Source organism: Pseudomonas sp. K8 (genome assembly GCF_014889455.1).
Classification (GTDB): Bacteria; Pseudomonadota; Gammaproteobacteria; order Pseudomonadales; family Pseudomonadaceae; genus Aquipseudomonas; species Aquipseudomonas veronii.
On the sequence record NZ_VJWO01000045.1, the window covers coordinates 32,667 to 48,911 of the forward strand.

17 protein-coding genes are annotated in these 16,245 nt (G+C 59.9%); 9 read left to right on the forward strand and 8 right to left on the reverse strand.

Translation table 11 applies throughout. The annotated features are described in order from the left end of the window. Positions 1-103 precede the first annotated feature (103 nt). The gene (alaC, locus tag INT12_RS24140) at positions 104-1,321 is read left to right on the forward strand and encodes an alanine transaminase (protein WP_017847209.1); all 1,218 of its coding nucleotides are present in this window, start codon (positions 104-106) and stop codon (positions 1,319-1,321) included. 141 nt (positions 1,322-1,462) lie between these two features. On the opposite strand, the gene INT12_RS24145 is transcribed toward alaC, so the two are convergent. Continuing rightward, positions 1,463-2,815 (reverse strand): GntP family permease, encoded by a 1,353-nt coding sequence (locus INT12_RS24145; protein ID WP_057004503.1) that lies wholly within the window; start codon positions 2,813-2,815, stop codon positions 1,463-1,465. Between the two features lie 83 nt (positions 2,816-2,898). Beyond that, positions 2,899-3,432 (reverse strand): gluconokinase, encoded by a 534-nt coding sequence (locus INT12_RS24150; protein WP_017847207.1) that lies wholly within the window; start codon positions 3,430-3,432, stop codon positions 2,899-2,901. A gap of 213 nt (positions 3,433-3,645) precedes the next feature. Here INT12_RS24150 and INT12_RS24155 point away from each other — a divergent pair, with 213 nt between their 5' ends. From INT12_RS24155 to INT12_RS24175, 5 genes are all read left to right on the forward strand, one after another. Beyond that, positions 3,646-4,677 (forward strand): LacI family DNA-binding transcriptional regulator, encoded by a 1,032-nt coding sequence (locus INT12_RS24155; protein ID WP_162231529.1) that lies wholly within the window; start codon positions 3,646-3,648, stop codon positions 4,675-4,677. A gap of 175 nt (positions 4,678-4,852) precedes the next feature. Beyond that, positions 4,853-5,485, forward strand: a complete 633-nt coding sequence (locus tag INT12_RS24160; protein WP_017847205.1) for a glutathione S-transferase family protein — start codon at positions 4,853-4,855, stop codon at positions 5,483-5,485. A gap of 213 nt (positions 5,486-5,698) precedes the next feature. Further along, a complete protein-coding gene (locus tag INT12_RS24165) occupies positions 5,699-6,124 on the forward strand; it encodes a hypothetical protein (RefSeq protein WP_104902587.1) in 426 nt (141 codons plus the stop codon). A 177-nt stretch (positions 6,125-6,301) separates the two neighbouring features. Then, on the forward strand, positions 6,302-6,814 hold the full coding sequence (locus INT12_RS24170; RefSeq protein ID WP_057004505.1) for a hypothetical protein: 513 nt from the start codon (positions 6,302-6,304) through the stop codon (positions 6,812-6,814). A 397-nt stretch (positions 6,815-7,211) separates the two neighbouring features. After that, positions 7,212-7,628: a GNAT family N-acetyltransferase gene (locus tag INT12_RS24175; protein WP_046382292.1), complete on the forward strand. Its 417-nt coding sequence runs from the start codon at positions 7,212-7,214 to the stop codon at positions 7,626-7,628. Positions 7,629-7,671: 43 nt separating this feature from the next. On the opposite strand, the gene def is transcribed toward INT12_RS24175, so the two are convergent. The 3 genes from def to INT12_RS24190 all read right to left on the reverse strand — a co-directional run bounded on the left by def (position 7,672) and on the right by INT12_RS24190 (position 9,531). Beyond that, the gene (def, locus tag INT12_RS24180) at positions 7,672-8,211 is read right to left on the reverse strand and encodes a peptide deformylase (protein WP_104904519.1); all 540 of its coding nucleotides are present in this window, start codon (positions 8,209-8,211) and stop codon (positions 7,672-7,674) included. Positions 8,212-8,214: 3 nt separating this feature from the next. Then, complete coding sequence (locus INT12_RS24185) at positions 8,215-9,165, reverse strand: YihY/virulence factor BrkB family protein (RefSeq protein ID WP_193059049.1); 951 nt, start codon at positions 9,163-9,165, stop codon at positions 8,215-8,217. Positions 9,166-9,345: 180 nt separating this feature from the next. Next, positions 9,346-9,531, reverse strand: a complete 186-nt coding sequence (locus INT12_RS24190) for a CsbD family protein (RefSeq protein WP_046382290.1) — start codon at positions 9,529-9,531, stop codon at positions 9,346-9,348. A gap of 199 nt (positions 9,532-9,730) precedes the next feature. On the opposite strand from INT12_RS24190, the gene INT12_RS24195 reads away from it, so the two are divergent. Then, on the forward strand, positions 9,731-10,108 hold the full coding sequence (locus INT12_RS24195; RefSeq protein WP_017847198.1) for a hypothetical protein: 378 nt from the start codon (positions 9,731-9,733) through the stop codon (positions 10,106-10,108). Between the two features lie 116 nt (positions 10,109-10,224). Here the strand turns inward: INT12_RS24195 and fadD1 are convergent, their stop codons facing one another. Together fadD1 and fadD2 are read right to left on the reverse strand one after the other, a co-directional pair. Then, positions 10,225-11,916 (reverse strand): long-chain-fatty-acid--CoA ligase FadD1, encoded by a 1,692-nt coding sequence (gene fadD1, locus INT12_RS24200; RefSeq protein WP_017847197.1) that lies wholly within the window; start codon positions 11,914-11,916, stop codon positions 10,225-10,227. A gap of 383 nt (positions 11,917-12,299) precedes the next feature. Next, complete coding sequence (gene fadD2 / locus INT12_RS24205) at positions 12,300-13,988, reverse strand: long-chain-fatty-acid--CoA ligase FadD2 (protein WP_193040303.1); 1,689 nt, start codon at positions 13,986-13,988, stop codon at positions 12,300-12,302. 210 nt (positions 13,989-14,198) lie between these two features. Here fadD2 and INT12_RS24210 point away from each other — a divergent pair, with 210 nt between their 5' ends. Further along, a complete protein-coding gene (locus INT12_RS24210) occupies positions 14,199-15,143 on the forward strand; it encodes an alpha/beta hydrolase (protein ID WP_104902585.1) in 945 nt (314 codons plus the stop codon). Positions 15,144-15,200: 57 nt separating this feature from the next. Next, a complete protein-coding gene (locus INT12_RS24215) occupies positions 15,201-15,671 on the forward strand; it encodes a MaoC family dehydratase (RefSeq protein WP_017847194.1) in 471 nt (156 codons plus the stop codon). 54 nt (positions 15,672-15,725) lie between these two features. Here INT12_RS24215 and INT12_RS24220 read toward each other — a convergent pair whose 3' ends face one another. After that, on the reverse strand, positions 15,726-16,193 hold the full coding sequence (locus INT12_RS24220) for a ferritin-like domain-containing protein (protein ID WP_017847193.1): 468 nt from the start codon (positions 16,191-16,193) through the stop codon (positions 15,726-15,728). Between the last annotated feature and the right edge of the window lie 52 nt (positions 16,194-16,245).

The following is a 16,245-nucleotide window of genomic DNA, read 5'->3' on the forward strand; positions in this document are numbered from 1 at the left end:
TGGACAACTGGCCATCATCAACCGTATTGTCTGCCCCGCAGGCCACCGCAGTGGCCGACGTCGCTCGGACGGTTCCGGGCGCTTACGTACTTTCGAGGCAACAATGGCCGACCAAGGTTTGCCGCGCCGCTTTGCGCGCATAGATCGACTCCCCCCCTACGTTTTCAATATCACTGCCGAGCTGAAGATGGCTGCGCGTCGGCGCGGCGAAGACATTATCGACTTGAGCATGGGCAACCCTGACGGCCCGACCCCACCACATATCGTGGAAAAAATGGTCACCGTCGCCCAGCGTGAAGACACCCACGGTTACTCCACCTCCAAAGGCATTCCGCGCCTGCGCCGGGCGATTTCGCGCTGGTACAAGGACCGTTATGAAGTGGATATCGACCCCGAGTCGGAAGCCATCGTGACCATCGGTTCCAAGGAAGGCCTGGCGCACTTGATGCTGGCCACCCTGGACCAGGGCGACACCGTACTGGTGCCCAACCCGAGCTACCCGATTCATATCTACGGTGCCGTGATTGCCGGCGCCCAGGTGCGTTCGGTGCCGTTGATTCCGGGCGTGGACTTTTTTGCCGAGCTGGAACGGGCGATTCGCGGTTCGATTCCCAAGCCGAAGATGATGATCCTGGGGTTCCCGTCCAACCCGACCGCGCAGTGCGTGGAGCTGGATTTCTTCGAGCGGGTGATCGCCCTGGCCAAGCAGTACGACGTGCTGGTGGTGCATGACCTGGCCTACGCCGACATCGTCTACGACGGCTGGAAAGCCCCGTCGATCATGCAGGTGCCGGGCGCCAAGGACATTGCGGTGGAGTTTTTCACCCTGTCCAAGAGCTACAACATGGCCGGCTGGCGCATTGGTTTCATGGTGGGCAACGCAGAACTGGTCAACGCCCTGGCGCGGATCAAGAGCTACCACGACTACGGCACCTTCACCCCGCTGCAAGTGGCGGCGATTGCCGCGCTGGAAGGCGACCAACAGTGCGTGAAAGACATCGCCGAGCAGTACCGCCAGCGCCGCAATGTACTGGTCAAAGGCCTGCATGAGTTGGGCTGGATGGTGGAGAATCCCAAGGCGTCGATGTACGTCTGGGCGAAGATCCCCGAAGCGTATGCCGCCATGGGCTCGCTGGAGTTTGCCAAGAAGCTGCTGCTCGAAGCCAAGGTGTGCGTGTCGCCGGGGATTGGCTTTGGTGAATATGGCGACGACCATGTGCGCTTTGCACTGATCGAGAACCAGGACCGGATTCGCCAGGCGGTACGCGGGATTCGCGGGATGTTCCGCGCCGATGGCCTCTTACCAAAAACCGGCGTCTAACTCGGTCAAACATGTGGGAGGGGGCTTGCTCCCGATGGCAGGGTGTCAGTCACTGTATCGGGTGACTGAAACACCGCTATCGGGGGCAAGCCCCCTCCTACATTTGGATTGGGTTTGCACCCTTGCCTTACGGTGTGTCTGTCACACCACCAACGACAGCAACATGATGAAGATCAGCGCCACCACCGACAAGATGGTCTCCATCGCCGTCCAGGTCTTGAACGTCTCGGCCACGGTCATGTTGAAGTACTGCTTCACCAGCCAGAACCCCGCATCGTTGACGTGAGACAGGATCAACGAACCCGCCCCCGTCGCCAACACCAGTAGCTCGCGGTTAACCCCCGGAATCATGCCGACCACCGGCACCACGATGCCTGCGCCAGTGATGGTCGCGACTGTCGCCGAACCGGTCGCCACCCGAATCACCGCCGCCACCAGCCACGCCAGCAGGATCGGGTTGATCTGCGCGTTCACCGCCATATGGCCGATCACGTCGCCCACGCCGCTGGTCACCAGCATCTGTTTGAAACCACCACCGGCACCGATGATCAGGATGATCGCGGCGGTCGGCGCCAGGCTGGCGTCGAGCAACTTGAGGATCTGCTTGGAGTGGATGCCCTGGCGATGACCGAAGGTGTACAGCGACAGCAGCAACGCCAGCAGCAAGGCACTGATCGGGTGACCGATCATGTCCATCCAGTTGCGCACCACATGACCGTCGGCCAAGGCGATGTCGGCGAAGGTTTTCAGCAGCATCAGGAACACCGGCAGCAGCACGGTGATCAGGGTGATGCTGAAGCTCGGCAGCGTCTTGTGCTCCGACTCGCGGGCCAGTTGGTCGATCAGTTCCTGGGACGGATTGCCCGGGATGTACTTGGCGATAAACGTACCGAAGATCGGGCCGGCGATGATGGCAGTCGGCAGCGCGACGATCAGGCCGTACAGAATGGTCTTGCCGATGTCCGCACCAAACACGCCGATGGCCAGCAGCGGGCCCGGGTGCGGTGGTACCAGGCCATGGACCGCCGACAGGCCGGCGAGCAACGGGATGCCGATCTTGATCAGCGACACGCCGGTACGGCGCGCGACGATAAACACCAGCGGGATCAGCAACACAAAGCCGATCTCGAAGAACAGCGGGATACCCACCAGGAACGCGGCGAACATCATCGCCCACTGGACCTTTTCCTTGCCGAAGGCGCGGATCAGGGTCTGGGCGATCTGATCGGCACCGCCGGATTCGGCCATCATCTTGCCGAGCATCGTACCCAGCGCGAGGATAATGCCGACAAAGCCGAGCACCCCGCCGAAGCCGTCCTGGAAGGCCTTGATGATCTTGTCCACGGGCATGCCCGAGGTCAGGCCAAGGAAGCCGGCGGCGATGATCAACGCGATAAACGGGTGAACCTTGAACTTGGTGATCAAGAAGATCAGACCAATGATAGTGACCACTGCATCAAGCAGCAGGTAGGACTCGTGGGACATGCCAAACATGGGGGTCTCTCCTGTTTGTTGTTGTTATTAAAGCGGGTGTTGAGTTTGCTGTCGGAGATAGCGCTATCTTTCCGACACAAAAATTAATGAGCGGGTTCAAAACCGTGTTTGCACCACCACGCATGGGTTTGCTCGGCCAACGCCTCGACGCTGTCTTCGCTGGCGTTGAGGGCCAGGGTCAGCGGCTCGCCGATGGGCGATTCAAGGGTGGCGAACTGGCTGTCGATCAGACTTGCCGGCATGAAATGCCCGGGGCGATGGGACACGCGGTCGGCGGCGACTTCGCGGCTCAGTTCCAGAAACACAAAGCCCAGGCCCGGCGCGGCTTCGCGCAGGTGGTCGCGGTATTTCTTTTTCAATGCGGAACAGGTGAGGACCGGGTGTTCGCCGGCCTTGAGCGAACGGCGTAACTCATCGCACAGGATGTCGAGCCAGCCGGCGCGGTCGTTGTCGTCGAGGGGGTGGCCGGCGCTCATTTTTTCGATGTTCGCGGCGGGGTGAAAGCTGTCGCCTTCAATGGCGGTGGCACCGTTCAGGCGGCACACGGCCTCACTGACGCTGGTCTTGCCGCAGCCGGCGACACCCATGATGACCAGGGCGGTAACAGGTTGACTCATGAAACACCTCAGGACGCAGATAGCGCTACCTTTGCACGCTGTAAGGCTAGTGCAAAAACAGGCTTTTCCCGCGCCGTCTTGTCTTTTTTTATGGAGTGACGCGTGCATCCGCTCCAAGCATTTGAACTGGATCAGGCAACCCAGCATTCAAGCATTTGCAGCCGTTTGGAGACAGCGCTACCTTAGTGCCTCGATTTTTGTTTGGCAAGCCGCCTGATGACCTCCAAGAACGATAAAAATACGCGCACCACGGGTCGCCCGACCCTCAATGAAGTCGCCCGCCTGGCCGGCGTCAGCCCGATTACCGCTTCCCGCGCCTTGCGTGGCATCAGCACCGTGGCCACCGAACTGGTGGAAAAAGTGCAACGGGCCGCCGCCGAGTTGAACTACGTGGTCAACCCCGCCGCCCGCGCCCTGGCCTCGGCCCAGAGCCATTCGGTGGTGGTGCTGGTGCCCTCGCTGTCCAACCTGCTGTTTATCGAAACCCTCGAAGCGATCCACCAGGTGCTGCGGCCCAAGGGCTTTGAAGTGCTGATCGGCAACTCCCACTATTCCCGCGACGAAGAAGAGACTTTGCTGCGCAACTACATGGCCTACCAGCCGCGGGGTTTGCTGCTGACCGGGTTCGATCGGACCGAAAGCGCGCGACGGATGGTCGAGGCCAGCAATGTGCCGTGCGTGTACATGATGGATCTGGACCCCAACGCTGGCGTGAATTGCGTGGGCTTTTCGCAGTTGGCGGCGGGTGAGACGGCAGCGGCGCATTTGCTGTCCCGTGGGCGCAAGCGCCTGGCGTATATCGGCGCGCAACTGGACCAACGCACCTTGCTGCGCGGCGAAGGCTTCCGCCGTGCGCTGCAACAGGCCGGGCTGTACGACCCGGCGCTGGAACTGTTGACGCCACGCCCCTCCTCCGTGGGCCTGGGCGGCGAGTTGTTCTTGCAGTTGCTGGCGGCCCATCCGGATGTGGATGCGATCTTCTTCGGCAACGACGACCTGGCCCAGGGCGCGCTGCTCGAAGCCCTGCGTCACGGCATCAACGTCCCGGGGCGCGTAGCCGTGCTGGGTTTCAACGACCTGCCCGCCTCCTCCTTCATGGTGCCGCGCCTGAGCAGCATCAGCACGCCGCGCGAGGCCATCGGTCGGCGCGCGGCGGAGCATCTGCTGACGGTCATGGCGGGGAACAAGATCGCCAAGCCGGTGGTGGACATGGGGTTTGAGTTGCAGGTGCGGGAGAGCACGTAGGACGCGGCTGACATTGCGATGTTGCCCTGGCAATTCATCAGTTGAGGGAGCTGAGCGTATTGCCAGTGGGCAAAGCCATGGCCCCACACACATTTTTAACCGTGCCCGCTTGAAGGCATCGCCGTAGTGCCCGACCCCTGCTAGATTGAGTGTTCTCCACTGCCAGAGAAGCACCATGGGACACTCACTGAAAATCTTGGGTCGCGCTTCGTCCATCAACGTGCGCAAAGTGCTCTGGACCTGCCAGGAACTGGGCATCGACTATGTGCGCGAAGACTGGGGCATCGGCTTCAAGCCGACCCAATCCGCCGAATTCCTTGCCCTGAACCCCAACGCCCAAGTGCCGGTGCTGATCGACGACCACGGTGTGCTGTGGGAATCCAACACCATCTGTCGCTATCTGGTGAACCTCTACCAACGCCACGACCTGCTACCTCTCGAGCCCGCCCCTCGCGCCCGGGTCGAGCAGTGGATGGACTGGCAAGCCACCGAACTCAACCCGTCCTGGGGCTATGCCTTCCAGGCCTTGGTGCGCAACAGCCCCGATCATCAGGACCCGCAGCGCATCAAGGCGGGCGTGCAAGCCTGGCACGACAAGATGGGCCTGCTGGAACAACAGTTGGCAAAGACCGGTGCCTACGTGGCCGGCGACGAATTCACCCTGGCTGACATCCTCATCGGCCTCTCGGTTCACCGCTGGCAGATGACGCCGATGGAGCGCCCGTCCTACCCGGCAGTTGCCGCGTATTACCAGCGCCTTGGCCAGCATGCCGGCTTTAAGACCTTCGCCCTCGACGGCCATGACTGATCACAAAGACGGCAACGTGAAAGGACTCAACGCACAGCTCTCAGGTGCCTGCGACAGAATCGGCAAAACGCTTTTTTCGAAACATCGAAAGACCGTCTGTCAGGAAAGCGCAGGGACCTGTCAGGTCTGACAGTAGCCCCGTTTCTCCTCTTCGCCTATTCATAAGCACACGCAATGTGCAACACATTGCCCCTTGAATATGGAGAAGCAATCATGGGTTCGGTACTGGGTAAAAACGATGCAATCTCTGGGGTAATAGCCGGATGGACGGTTCCCTTTAGCACAAACTTTGTAGCTCATTTGAATGGCGGGTCAGGCTTTAATTCAACAGTCGGGATCATGACCGATTTCGCCCTGCTTAAAATCAGCATTGACCAAAATATCAAGGAAGGCGAGACCTACGAGATTGGTGCAACGGCCAGTGAAGACCACAAGGTAAGGCTTGAATTTGACGACACGAGGTCAGGCGAACAGGGCACCTATTTGGCAACCAGCGGAAAATTCACCGTGTTGTACCTGCAAGGCCGCCTCCTGAAGGCGTCCTTTCACTTCAAGGCCAAAACGGCGGCACTTCACCATGCCCTGGAAATGGACTTCACGAGCGGGTCGTTCATCGTCGAGGACTTCAAACACGACTGAACGGCCCTGCCACCGGGAAGGTACTGCACAAGATGGCCTGTCGACGGCAACGTTTGGCCGGCGCCAGAACAATGTTTGCCGCTAGCGCCATGCCAGCCCCCCGTAAAACCGGGGCTGTGCACCCGGCACGCTATTTGCTCCAGCTGACGCATCGAACATTTGCATAGGTGCCCGATCATGCTGATTAACAACAACACTCAAGCCTTGTCGACCGTCGAAAAGCTCAAGCGCCCCGACATGGACCCCGCCAACGCCGCCGCCAGCACGCTGTACAGCGGTGCCCTGCAAACGGCGCAGCAAAGTGTGAGCGTACCCGCCGCGCAGACCCAACTGGACAAGGCCGCCGACCGCATCGACGAAGCCTTCGCCAAGACCCGCGTGCAGTTGCAGGCCTCAACGGCCGCCACCCCGGCGACCACGGATGTGCCCGCAGCCGGTTCTACCACGAGTGCCGCGCGCGCAGACTTCACCGATTACATGAGCAAAACCCCGGCCGAACGCATTCGCGAACAGTTGCTCAAGGAGCAGGGGTTGACCGAGGCGGAGGTGCAGACAATGCCGCAGGAAAAACAGGATGCAATCGCCAAGCAAGTGGCTGATCGTCTGAAGCAACAGCAAGAGCAGCAGGTAGCCGTGAAGACGGCAGAGCCACAAGCGCAATCGGTGAAAGAGACCTTGGCCGCGATCTAAGCGACCCGGCCAGCGGGGCCATTCGGTCGCGCAGTAACGCCGTGTGCCAGGACGTTGATTTCCCGGCACTGGGTGCCATCACGCTAGTTGGGCATCGACAGCTCAGAGCAGGTGTGTCCTGCTCTGTGCGGTAAGGCGGGAACATCTTGCAGATCGTAGGCTTCTACACGTTCAACTCAGTGACCGAACAGCCCTGTCTCGGATTTCTTGGCTTTCTTGTCAGCGCGTTTTTCATCGGCGGTCTTTGCCGGTTTCTTCTTCGCGGCTTTCTTTGAATCCATACCTTTGGCCATGATGCATGCTCCACTTACAGGGGATGTAACAATGGGTATACCACCTATTGCCGCACATTAGGCGCTTATAATCCCCGGCCCTGGATAACGCCTGCCTGAACACCATGCCCGAATTGCACATCGAACCGCTGGCAGAGCCCCTGTGGCCGCTGCTGAACAAGTTTTATCGCCACCACGATTCGCCGATGAAGGCACTCAAGGGCGGACGTCTGTGGGTGGCGCGGGACCGCGAGATAGTCGCCGGCTTATGCCTGACGCCGGTGGTGGGCGGGCAATGGCTGACCGGGGTGTTTGTCGACCCGGCCTATCGCGGTCAGGGGCTGGCGGCGCGCTTGATTCGTCAAGCGGTGGCCGATGGGGAGGGTACGGTCTGGCTGATGTGTCATCCGGACCTGGAAGGCTGGTATCAACGCATGGGGTTCACCCAGGATACCGTGCTGCCGCAGTCCCTCAGCGAACGGTTGGTGCGCTACAAGCGCAACAAGCCGATGATCGCGATGGGCATGGAACGCGCCTTGTAACCTCCCGTGGGAGCTGAGGTTGACGTTGCGTTGTGTCAGGAGGCTATTCGTCGGCCGTCGGGTCCATGTCGGGGAACATCACCTCGATGAACCCGAACTTGCTGAAATCGGTAATCCGCGACGGGTACAAGCGGCCGATCAGGTGATCGCACTCGTGCTGCACCACCCGCGCATGGAAGCCATCGGCAATGCGGATGATCGGTTCGCCCTTGGGGTCGAAACCTTCGTAGCGGATCTGCTGGTAACGGTCCACCGCGCCACGCAGGCCGGGCACGGACAGGCAGCCTTCGAAGCCCTCTTCCATGATCGGACTGAGCGGCGTGATCAGTGGGTTGATCAAAATCGTCTGCGGTACGGCCGGCGCATCCGGGTAGCGCTCGCTGCTCTCGAAACCAAAGATCACCAGTTGCAGGTCAACACCGATCTGCGGCGCGGCCAGGCCGACACCGCCGACGTGCTCCATGGTCTGGAACATGTCATCGATCAATTGCCACAGCTCGGGGCTGTCGAACATTTCCGGCGGGACCGGCGGGGCGATACGCAGCAGGCGCTCATCGCCCATTTTCAGGATTTCACGGATCATCAATCAGACTTCATCGGGAGTGGGCTTGGAATGGTCTCGGCCAAGACCGGAGACGTGCTTTTTTTCACCGGCATGGGTGTTTTCATCGAATGTCTTTTCTCCCGGGTCCTTGCCTTCGGCCGACATGTGCTCGATCACGGCATTCATTTCCGCCCCCAGCAACAACACGGCGGCGGAAATATAGAAGTACAGGAGCAGAACAATGATCGCGCCGATGCTGCCATACATGGCGTTGTAGTCGGCGAAGGTTTTGACGTAGGAGCCAAAGCCCAGGGACGCGACGATCCACACCACCACCGCCAGCACCGAGCCAGGGGTGATGAAGCGGAATTTCTGCTGCACGTCAGGCATCACGTAATACATGAGGGCCACGGCGAACATCAGCAGGATCACAATCAGCGGCCAGCGCAGGATGGTCCACAGCGTGACCACGAATTCCTGCATACCGATCTGCCCTGCCAGCCATTCCATGACCTGCGGGCCGAGCACCATCAGCGCGGCGGCGGCGAGCAACATGCCAGCGATGCCGACGGTGTAGAAAACCGACAGCGGGAAACGCTTCCAGATCGGCCGGCCTTCGATCACGTCGTAGGCGGCGTTCATCGCGCTCATCATCAGGCGCACGCCGGCCGACGCGGTCCACAGGGCAATCACGATACCCACCGAAAGCAGGCCGCCCTTGGACTGCTGCAACTGGTCGATCACCGGGTTGACCTGCTCGAGGGCCTGGGGCGGCAACACCAGTTCCGACTGCAGGCGCAGCCAGGTGAAGAAGTCCGGCAAATGCAGGAAACCGATCAACGCGATGAGAAACAGCAGGAACGGAAACAACGAAAACAGCATCTGGTAGGCCAGTGCCGAGGCGTAGGTGGACATCTCGTCGTTGACGAATTCCTTGACCGTGCGTACCAGCACCTGGTGCAGCTTGAGACCATCGAGTACCGGGAAAATCATAGCGTCTCCTTTCGCCGCAAAAAGTCAGGTTCGTGGGCGACTCAGGGGCCGTTTTCTACATCAAGGTAGCCTATTTGGCGACATTGAAACAATTTCGAAAGATTAACCGCTTCAGGTGACACAAAAACGGCCATCCGTGGATGGCCGTCGGGCTGGGTGAATCCAACCGGCGAATCAGGGTCACTTGATCGCTTTCTTCACCGCATCCTTGATATCACCCACGGCTTTCTGCACTTCGCCTTTCTTTTCCTGGACCACCCCTTCAGCGCGCAGCTTGTCGTTGCCGGTCACTTTGCCGACACCTTGCTTGATGTTGCCGACTGCTTCGTTGGCGACGCCTTTTACCTTATCCGATGTGCTGCTCATGGTATTTCTCCTGGAACAATCGAGGGCTTTTGGTCATTACCTAGAGATTGACCCAGGGCTGTTCGGCAGAGTTTCAATTATTTTTACGCGGGCATTTCATCGCCGGCAGCAGGTTTGGCTTTATGTTTTGCGGCCAACCCACGAGAATGCCCGGCACATTCAGGCTACAACGCTGAATAACAGATCCCGTAGGAAGGTTATGAAACTCAATAAAGCACAGGCCATCGCCCGCAGAAACCAGGAACTGGGCGGTGCCGTACTCGGCGTCAACAACTGCCACTTCACCGACCTGGACCGCAAACGCAACATCTGGTGGTTCGACCTGCCGGTGGCGCGGATCGCGGTGGGCCAGTACGAGTGGATTCACTTGTTGCTGCACAACGCCGAGACTGACCAGTTGCTGCACCTGAAGGTGCCGACGGTGTTCCTGCGTGAAAAGCTCGAAGGCTTGGTGGTGCGCAATGCGGGCAAGCGCAAGCCAGAGATTACCCTGGAGCTGAGCGCGGACAAGGACTCGTTCCTCAAGGATGTGCGCCCAGCCGGTGCTGGCGTCAGCTTCGCGCCATTCACCCTGTAGGAACGCGGTCAGAATGTGCGAGGGGGCTTGCTCCCGATAGCGGTGGTTCAGTCACTCGATGCAGTGGCTGACACTCTGCCATCGGGAGCAAGCCCCCTCTCACATTTGGGCCTGGGTTACTTTTTCAGGCCCAGTTTCTTCAGTTCTTCATCACGCAATTCGCGACGCAGGATCTTGCCCACGTTGGTGGTCGGCAAGGCATCGCGGAATTCCACGGCCTTGGGCACCTTGTAGCCGGTGACGTTGGCACGCATATGCTCCATCACCTGGTCCTTGGTCAGGGTGGCGCCCGGCTTGACCACGATGAAGATCTTGATGTGCTCCCCGGACTTCTCGTCCGGCACACCAATGGCCGCGCACTGCAGCACGCCCGGCAGGGTCGCCAGCACGTCTTCGAGTTCGTTGGGATAGACGTTGAAACCGGAGACCAGAATCATGTCTTTTTTACGGTCGACAATCCGCATGTAGCCGTCCGGCTGGATGATCGCGATGTCACCGGTCTTCAACCAACCTTCGCTGTCGAGGATCTCGGCGGTGGCGTCTTCGCGCTGCCAGTAGCCCTTCATGACTTGCGGGCCTTTGACGCACAACTCGCCGACCTCGCCCAGGCCCAGCTCGACGCCGTCATCGGTGATGACTTTGCACAAGGTCGACGGCACCGGAATGCCGATAGTGCCGATCTGGATCTTCTGGATCGGGTTGACCGTCGCCACGGGGCTGGTCTCGGTCATGCCGTAGCCTTCGCAGATGTCGCAGCCGGTCACGGCCTTCCAGCGCTCAGCTGCGGCCAGTTGCAGGGCCATGCCGCCAGACAGGGTGACTTTCAGCGCAGAGAAGTCCAGCTTGCGGAAGCCTTCGTTGTTGCACAGCGCCACGAACAGCGTGTTCAGGCCGACAAAGCCGCTGAACTTCCACTTCGACAGCTCCTTGACCATCGCCGGCAGGTCGCGCGGGTTGCTGATCAGGATGTTGTGGTTGCCGATCAACATCATCGCCATGCAATGAAAGGTGAACGCATAGATGTGGTACAGCGGCAGCGGAGTGATCAGGATCTCGCAGCCTTCATTGAGGTTGGAGCCCATCAGCGCCTTGCACTGCAGCATGTTCGCCACCAGGTTGCGGTGGGTCAGCATCGCGCCCTTGGCCACGCCGGTGGTGCCGCCGGTGTATTGCAGCACCGCCACGTCGCTGCTGGCCGGGCTGACATCATTGACCGGTTGGCCGTGCCCCTTGGCCAGCACGTCGTTGAACTTGATCGCCTTGGGCAAGTGATAGGCCGGGACCATTTTCTTCACGTACTTGATGACGCTGTTGATCAGCAGGCGCTTGAGCGGCGGCAGCAGGTCGGCGACTTCGGTGACGATCACGTGTTTGACGGCAGTCTTGGGCACGACTTTTTCAGCCAGGTGCGCCATGTTGGCCAGACAGACCAGGGCCTTGGCCCCGGAGTCGTTGAATTGGTGTTCCATTTCCCGCGCGGTGTACAGCGGGTTGGTGTTGACCACGATCAGGCCGGCACGGATGGCACCGAACACGGCGACCGGGTATTGCAGGACGTTGGGCAGTTGCACGGCGATTCGATCGCCAGGCTTCAAATCGGTATGCTGTTGCAGGTACGCGGCGAAAGCGCCGGACAATTCGTACAACTCACCGTAGGTGATTGTCTTGCCCAGGTTGCTGAAAGCCGGTTTGTTGGCGAAGCGCTGGCAGGACTGTTTCAGTACCGCCTGAATATTTGGATACTCGTCTGGATTGATGTCTGCAGCAATCCCGGCGGGGTACTTATCCTTCCAAAAGTCTACGTTCATGGAAGCCCACTCCTCAGCGACGCGAATTCATCATCGCATTTGATGCGATTATTATTGGTGTATGTTTTTTAGGTGAGTCTGGCGCGTTTAAGCAGGCCGAGAGGTCACAAAGCGCGCCGAGAGTAGCAGCTTTGCCAAGGGCCGACTAGAGCCAAAAGAGGGCCCTACAGTCATAAACATGACTCATGAATAACTAATAGTCATTTTTAGAGCAAAAATTCTATACGCTTGAAAATGGCTCTAGAACAGGGCTTAACGGGATAAACACAGACAAATGTGGGAGGGGGCTTGCCCCCGATAGCAGTGAATCAGCCAACACATTTGGTGACTGATCCACTGCCATCGGGGCAAGCCCCCTCCCCCATCATCGACTGCATTTCACATCAGGCGATGTCGCGCAACTCGCGCCGCAGGATCTTGCCCACCGGCGTCATCGGCAACGACTCACGCAACACGATGTGCTTGGGCACCTTGTACCCCGTGAAGTTGGTCTTGCAGTAGTTCTTCAACTCCTCAAGGCTCACACCTTCGGCACGCGCCACCACAAACAGCTTCACCGCCTCCCCCGTGCGCTCGTCCGGTACGCCGATCACCGCGCAGTTGGCCACCGCCGGGTGAGCCATCACCACGTCTTCGATCTCGTTGGGGTAAACGTTGAAACCCGAGACGATGATCAAATCCTTCTTGCGATCCACGATGCGTACAAATCCATCCTCGTCGATCACGGCAATATCGCCGGTCTTGAGCCACCCCTCGGCGTCCAGCGCCTCGGCGGTGGCGGCCGGCTGCTGCCAGTAGCCCTTCATCACCTGCGGGCCCTTGATGCACAGCTCGCCGCGTTCGCCCAGGGGCTGCTCGGCGCCTTCATCATCGATCACCTTCATCGCCGTCCCCGGCACCGGGATGCCTACGGTGCCCAGGCGTGACTGATTGCCATACGGGTTGGTGCTGGCCACCGGCGACGTTTCCGTCAGGCCATACCCTTCGCCGATCGCACAACCGGTGAGTTGCTCCCAACGTTCGGCGGTGGCCTTGATCAGCGCCGTGCCACCGGAGTTGGTGAGTTTAAGGCTGGAGAAGTCCAGGCCCTTGAAGTCGGGATGGTCCATCAACGCCACAAACAACGTGTTGAGCCCGAGCAAGCCGGTGAAGCGCCAGTTTTTCAGCTCCTTGATAAAGCCCGCGATGTCACGCGGGTTGGTGATCAACACATTGTGGTTGCCGGAAACCATCATGCACATGCAGTTCGCGGTGAACGCATAGATGTGGTACAGCGGCAGCGGCGCGATCATCACCTCCTGGCCTTCCTTGATCAGCGGGTGGCCATCCTCGCCGGTCTGCGACATGCAGGCGCGCACCTGCTGCATGTTCGCCACCAGGTTGCCATGGGTGAGCATTGCGCCCTTGGCCAGGCCGGTGGTGCCGCCGGTGTATTGCAGCACCGCGACGTCATCGAGGCTCACCGGGTGGCGCGTCACGCCCTGCCCTGCGCCCATGCGCAAGGCGCGCTTGAACGACACCGCGCGCGGCAAGTGATAGGCCGGGACCATTTTCTTCACTTTGTCGACGAGGGTGTTGACCAGCCAGCCCTTGGCCGCTGGCATGAAGTCGCCCATCCTGGCTTCGATCAGGTAGTCGATCTCGGTGTCGGTGCAGACGTCCTGCACCCGCGAACCAAACAGGTTGAGGTAGATCAGGCCGCGCACGCCGGCGTCCTTGAACTGATGACGCATCTCGCGCGGGGTGTACAGCGGGTTGGTGTTGACCACGATCAGCCCGGCGCGCAGCGCACCGAACACCGCCACCGGGTAATGCAGCACGTTGGGCATCTGCACCGCGATGCGATCGCCCGGCTTGAGGTCGGTGTGCTGCTGCAGGTAGCCGGCGAACGCCGCACTCTGGCGCTCAAGCTCGGCGTAGGTCAGGGTGACGCCCATGTTGCTGAACGCCGGGCGGTCGGCAAAGGCCTTGCAGGAACGCTCGAAGACTTCAATCACCGACTTGTAGGCGGTCAGATCGATCTCGTTGGGAACGCCCGCCGCGCGTTTGTCATTCCAGAAATCAGGTTGCATTATTCTTGTCCTCTTACCTGAATGTGCCTGGCCGCTTTTCTGCTGCTATAAAAAGCGGAGCTTCGGGGACGTTAGCAGCTATGGCCAAACAGGCAAATACGGGCAATAGCGTCATTGATAGCGTGAATCTTCCTACAAGGGTCTGTACTGATCAGCCGCTTGGCCGAGGATGGGCTATACACTGCAATGACCCCGAGCAAAGGAAGCGCCATGAACCACACCACCTTCTGGCTGACCGCGAATGACCACAGCCGCCTGTACGTCAATCAATGGCTGCCGGACACGCCGCCGAAGGCGTTGATCATGGTGTCCCACGGCATGGCCGAGCATGGCGGTCGCTATGCGCGCCTGGCCGAAGCGTTATGTGGGGCGGGCTACGGGGTGTTTGCCCTGGACCAGCGCGGCCATGGTCGCACCGCCGACGAGGGCACGCTGGGCCTGTTCGCCGAGCGGGACGGCTGGAACAAGGTGGTGGGCGACCTGGCCAGCCTCAACCAGCACATCGGCCAGCAGTTGCCGGGAGTGCCGATCATTTTGCTGGGCCACAGCATGGGCAGCTATATCGCCCAGGCTTACCTGCTGCACCACAGCGCCAGCCTGCATGGGGCGATTCTCAGCGGTTCGAATTTCCAGCCGGTGGCGCTGTACCGCGCCGCGCGGCTGATCGCCCGTGCCGAACGCCTGCGCCAGGGCTTGCGCGGCCGCAGTGCGCTGATCGAGTTCCTGTCGTTCGGCTCGTTCAACAAAGCGTTCAAGCCCAACCGCACGGCTTTCGACTGGCTCAGCCGTGACCCGGACGAAGTCGACCGCTACCGCCACGACCCGCTTTGCGGGTTCCGCTGCACCAACCAACTGTGGATCGACCTGCTGGGCGGCTTGCAGCAAATCAGCAAAGCGTCCAATCTCGCGCAGATCGATCCGGGCTTGCCGATCCTGGTGATCGGCGGCGAATGTGATCCGGTGAGTGAAGGCAAGCGTCTGAAAAGACTGGCCCATGCCCTGCGTGAGGCCGGCTGCCAGAACCTGCAACTGAATATCTACCCGCAGGCGCGTCACGAACTATTCAACGAAACCAACCGCGACGAAGTCACCGCGGATGTGCTGACGTGGCTCGACCAGGCCCTGACCTCGCGCAGGCCGACTCGCTGCGAATAATTTTTCGTTTAAAATCAGCCAATTAAATTATCGATTAGCCACAGGATGCACCTTTAGATGACCCAGGTAACCAACACCCCATACGAAGCCCTCGAAGTCGGCCAGACCGCCAGCTACAGCAAGACCGTCGAAGAGCGTGACATCCAACTGTTCGCCGCGATGTCCGGCGACCACAACCCGGTACACCTGGATGCGGAATTTGCCAAGGCGACCATGTTCAAGGAGCGAATCGCCCACGGCATGTTCAGCGGCGCCCTGATCAGCGCGGCGGTTGCCTGTGAGCTGCCTGGGCCGGGCACGATCTATATCGGCCAACAGATGAGCTTCCAGAAACCGGTGAAAATCGGCGATACCCTGACCGTGCGTCTGGAAATCCTCGAAAAGCTGCCAAAGTTCCGCGTGCGTATCGCCACCCGCGTGTTCAACCAGCGCGATGAGCTGGTGGTGGATGGCGAAGCGGAAATCCTCGCGCCACGCAAGCAACAGGTCGTGACATTGACCGAACTGCCAGCCATCACCATCGGCTGATCAATTCCCATAAAAAATCCCCGCATCGGCGGGGATTTTTTATTCAGCGACGGCTCACGACTGAGCGCGAGCCTGGTTACGCAAGGCTTTCACCTGATCGTGGTTGCGTTGTACGCCGTGGTACTGGCGCTCAACCAAGTCACGAATGCCCACCAGGTTGTGCTGGGTGATCTTCTCGATCGCTGCTTTGTAAGCCTTGAGGGCGTGGTCTTCACCGCGCTCGGCTTCGTTCAACACAGCCTCTTCGTCTTTGCCGGTGACCATCGACTTCACATCGACCCAGCCACGGTGCAGGGCGCCGGCAACGCTGCCGGACTGTTCCGGGTCGCCACCCAGGGCACGCACGGCGGTTTTCAGCTCGGCGGCGGCAGTGGCGCAGTCTGCGGAGCGCTTGGCAAACAGCGCTTTGAGTTCGGGATGCTTGATGTCGTCAGCGCACTCTTTAAAACCTTTTTGACCGTCGATGCTGGTTTCGATCAGGTCGTTCAATACGGAGATGGACTCTTTATTGATATCAGTCATTTTTCAATTCCTTATGTGGGTTGAGAAAGGTGGCATTAATGATTGCAGCGCC

What these genes read in the sequence shown, in the direction of transcription:
- alaC (WP_017847209.1), top strand. Translation starts at nt 104, where the DNA reads ATGGCCGACCAAGGTTTGCCGCGCCGCTTTGCGCGCATAGATCGACTC.
- INT12_RS24145 (WP_057004503.1), bottom strand. Translation starts at nt 2,815, where the DNA reads ATGTTTGGCATGTCCCACGAGTCCTACCTGCTGCTTGATGCAGTGGTC.
- INT12_RS24150 (WP_017847207.1), bottom strand. Translation starts at nt 3,432, where the DNA reads ATGAGTCAACCTGTTACCGCCCTGGTCATCATGGGTGTCGCCGGCTGC.
- INT12_RS24160 (WP_017847205.1), top strand. Translation starts at nt 4,853, where the DNA reads ATGGGACACTCACTGAAAATCTTGGGTCGCGCTTCGTCCATCAACGTG.
- INT12_RS24165 (WP_104902587.1), top strand. Translation starts at nt 5,699, where the DNA reads ATGGGTTCGGTACTGGGTAAAAACGATGCAATCTCTGGGGTAATAGCC.
- INT12_RS24170 (WP_057004505.1), top strand. Translation starts at nt 6,302, where the DNA reads ATGCTGATTAACAACAACACTCAAGCCTTGTCGACCGTCGAAAAGCTC.
- INT12_RS24175 (WP_046382292.1), top strand. Translation starts at nt 7,212, where the DNA reads ATGCCCGAATTGCACATCGAACCGCTGGCAGAGCCCCTGTGGCCGCTG.
- def (WP_104904519.1), bottom strand. Translation starts at nt 8,211, where the DNA reads ATGATCCGTGAAATCCTGAAAATGGGCGATGAGCGCCTGCTGCGTATC.
- INT12_RS24185 (WP_193059049.1), bottom strand. Translation starts at nt 9,165, where the DNA reads ATGATTTTCCCGGTACTCGATGGTCTCAAGCTGCACCAGGTGCTGGTA.
- INT12_RS24190 (WP_046382290.1), bottom strand. Translation starts at nt 9,531, where the DNA reads ATGAGCAGCACATCGGATAAGGTAAAAGGCGTCGCCAACGAAGCAGTC.
- INT12_RS24195 (WP_017847198.1), top strand. Translation starts at nt 9,731, where the DNA reads ATGAAACTCAATAAAGCACAGGCCATCGCCCGCAGAAACCAGGAACTG.
- fadD1 (WP_017847197.1), bottom strand. Translation starts at nt 11,916, where the DNA reads ATGAACGTAGACTTTTGGAAGGATAAGTACCCCGCCGGGATTGCTGCA.
- fadD2 (WP_193040303.1), bottom strand. Translation starts at nt 13,988, where the DNA reads ATGCAACCTGATTTCTGGAATGACAAACGCGCGGCGGGCGTTCCCAAC.
- INT12_RS24210 (WP_104902585.1), top strand. Translation starts at nt 14,199, where the DNA reads ATGAACCACACCACCTTCTGGCTGACCGCGAATGACCACAGCCGCCTG.
- INT12_RS24215 (WP_017847194.1), top strand. Translation starts at nt 15,201, where the DNA reads ATGACCCAGGTAACCAACACCCCATACGAAGCCCTCGAAGTCGGCCAG.
- INT12_RS24220 (WP_017847193.1), bottom strand. Translation starts at nt 16,193, where the DNA reads ATGACTGATATCAATAAAGAGTCCATCTCCGTATTGAACGACCTGATC.